This window comes from Bdellovibrionota bacterium (assembly GCA_035292885.1).
GTDB lineage: Bacteria > Bdellovibrionota_G > JALEGL01 > JALEGL01 > DATDPG01 > DATDPG01.
In genome coordinates this window covers 1-2,637 of record DATDPG010000171.1, presented here as the reverse complement: position 1 = coordinate 2,637, position 2,637 = coordinate 1, and the positions used below count along the sequence as shown (strand labels likewise).

Here is a 2,637-nt window from a genome sequence, read left to right as displayed (position 1 = left end):
ACTATGTACGCGACCAGCATCCAAGCCAGAATCCATTGTTCGCTTGGGCCGTAAGGCGCAACCAAAAACCAGACGAGTCCGCCGAAAATGGTAAGAAGCCGAAGAAAGAGAAAATAGAAGTCGGCCGCTTCCGGTAGCGCGAGCCAGCTTTGGAGCGAACTGATTAGGGACCGATCTTTATGCGCGGATATCACACATCGTCAGAGTGGCAATTGGTGTGCCATTGTTGCGCATGTGCGGAAACCGGCCTGTTGGCACTTGCGTGTTCAAGGAATACTGCGAGATAACACCTCGAAAACATGTAGAAATGGTTTTTTAGGTCGTAGTGGGTTGGGATGTGATGTCGATTACCTCGTTAGATTGAGCGGATATGGCCCTGGCGAGTTTTTCTTGGGGGAAGGAATCTACGACCGGAATTTCCCAACAAAAACCGAAGTTGAGCCTGTGCAAATAGCGGGCGGCGATATTCTCGATTGTTCAGCCCCCGACGTCAGAACGCCCCGCCATTGGGCGAGGCGTTCTGAACGTCTCGGAGAGGGAGTATTGCACGGACGTCAGTCCGAACGTAGTTACTTCTTGCTTAACTCGATTGTTATCTTAGCCTCCTCACCGGCTTTGACGGTAACCTCTTTAGTCAGCTTTCCCAAGGTCTCATGCCACACTTCGACCTTGTGTGTTCCCGGCGGAACATTGGCAATTTTAAAGGCGCCGCCATCCGCGCTCACCGCGGATTTGTCATCGGTAACGACAACCCAACCTGCCATCCACGAATGCGCGTCACAGACAACCTTTATTGCCTCCGCCTGCGCAAAGGTTTCTGTCATTTTTTTCTTAAAGCCGGGCTGTGCTTTGTTAATGACCGCATTCTTGCTGCTATGGGTATGGAAATTGTGCAGGATGCCATCGTTATTAAGAATATCCAGAGATCCTCCCGTCGGCACAATCGCGACGTGAGGAGCAAAGGTGCATCCTTTCTGGTCCAGTGTGGGGTTGCCCTGGGGCTTTCCTTTCACTCCAGCAACACTGACAACAGCATTCTTAATCCCACGGTCGGCCGAGACGATTAGTTCTTCGTTCAAGATCTCCGAACCGCATTTCTCATTATCCTTTGTCACCTTCACCTTCTTCGCTTGCGGTGCGTCTCCGACGAACACGACGCGCCCCGAAATGCTACCTCCGGACTGGGCCCAGAGTGGTTGAAATACGCCGAGGATGAGTAATCCCCCAGACACCGCAACTAGCGTTCTGCCGATTCGTCCAGCCATCAACTTTAATTCCATAGTTTCCATCCTTTCAAAAAATTTGTCAGTGACCTGAGCAAATTCTACGCCAGAACGGTCACTGCTTCTGGCGCGCGCAGGGTGGGCGAATGTTAAGCACCGATTTTCCCGCCAATAGGAATACATCTGGAAATTTTCTCAGGCACAAGAGAGAGGACCCCATTCCACATTGCTGCTCTTGGTACAGTACAAATGTCTAGGACAAGCATATCCATTTGCTTTCGGAAATGGTACTGGTTTTGCTGCTTACTTCTGTTGTCCCTGTCGTCTAGCGGCCCAGGACGCTGTTATCCCTCTTGTCGAAAGCGCGAAACGGAAAAGAGGGGATCGATACGGAAACCAGGGTTCGAATCCCTGTAGGGACGCCAAGGCCATTTGATTTATGGTCGACTTTCCACCCGTAACTTCCCCGACTCGGCTATTCGGCCGTTTTGCAGTCGCCGGCCTTCTTGGTTTTGTCGCCATCGCGATCATACTGTTTCAGCTCGGGATGCGTACGTTCGAGGGTCATTTGGTAACCGAAACAAAAGAGACCCGCGCCAAGTACATTAACGCCATTCTCGCTCACAAACTCACGGAGAAAGATTTTCAAAGTGTCAAAAAAGGCACGGACTGGGAATTGTTTCGAGAAAAAATAACCGATCTTTTTTCGCTTCCGGAGGTCATTAGAGTCAAAATCTACAACCGGGAGGGGACGCTCATCTGGTCCGATGCGGTGGCGCTAATAGAGATAGCCCCGGATGCCAAGAAAAACCCCGATCTCCTAAAGGCATTGGAAGGTCACGTCGAGGCCGAAATTTCCGCCCTCGAGAAGGAGGAACATCGGTTTGAGCGGGGCACCTTTCGCAATCTCATGGAGCTGTATGTCCCCATCTACTTCAGTGGAAGCAAGACAGTCGATGGAGTCGCCGAGGTTTATCTGAACGTCGATCCGCTTTTCGTTACCATCCGTAACTCCGGATGGCTGATTGGCTCGGCGATCTTCGGCGGGCTTGGGCTTCTGCTGCTAACTTCATTTATCGGCCTGGGGAAAGCGGTGACAGTCATTCAGACGCAAAATCAGAATCTCCGCAACGCGTTGACAGAAATTTTTAAGGCGAACCGCGTCAAGGATGATCTCATTAACAATCTTTCCCACGAGTTCCAAAATCCCGATGCGATTAGGAGCTACGCGGAGCTGTTGGTCGATGGGGCGTTGGGAGATTCCCGCAACAAAGTCAATCCTTCGGTGGAAAAGATGCGTAATACAGCCGCTGAGCTCTTATCTCATTTCAACCGGACTCTGGAGCTTACCCGACTGAAGTTGGGCGACTTTTCGACTCAGAAGGAAAACGTTGAGCTGACCGGGCTGATTCGG

3 protein-coding genes and 1 tRNA gene are annotated in these 2,637 nt (G+C 51.3%); 2 read left to right on the top strand and 2 right to left on the bottom strand.

The window, feature by feature from the left end; all coding sequences use genetic code 11:
- Positions 1 to 194 (bottom strand): hypothetical protein (locus VI895_12525; protein HLG20623.1); only part of this gene is annotated, 194 nt, incomplete at its 3' end.
- A gap of 375 nt (positions 195 to 569) precedes the next feature.
- On the bottom strand, positions 570 to 1,280 hold the full coding sequence (locus VI895_12520; GenBank protein ID HLG20622.1) for a carboxypeptidase regulatory-like domain-containing protein: 711 nt from the start codon (positions 1,278 to 1,280) through the stop codon (positions 570 to 572).
- Positions 1,281 to 1,537: 257 nt separating this feature from the next.
- Here VI895_12520 and VI895_12515 point away from each other — a divergent pair.
- Positions 1,538 to 1,648 (top strand) — tRNA-OTHER (locus VI895_12515).
- A gap of 14 nt (positions 1,649 to 1,662) precedes the next feature.
- Positions 1,663 to 2,637, top strand: a 975-nt coding sequence (locus VI895_12510; GenBank protein ID HLG20621.1) for a hypothetical protein, incomplete at its 3' end; no start/stop codon positions are given.

Bases quoted from the DNA above. Each gene is read 5' to 3' on its own strand.
- VI895_12520 (HLG20622.1), bottom strand. From the start codon at position 1,280: ATGGAATTAAAGTTGATGGCTGGACGAATCGGCAGAACGCTAGTTGCG.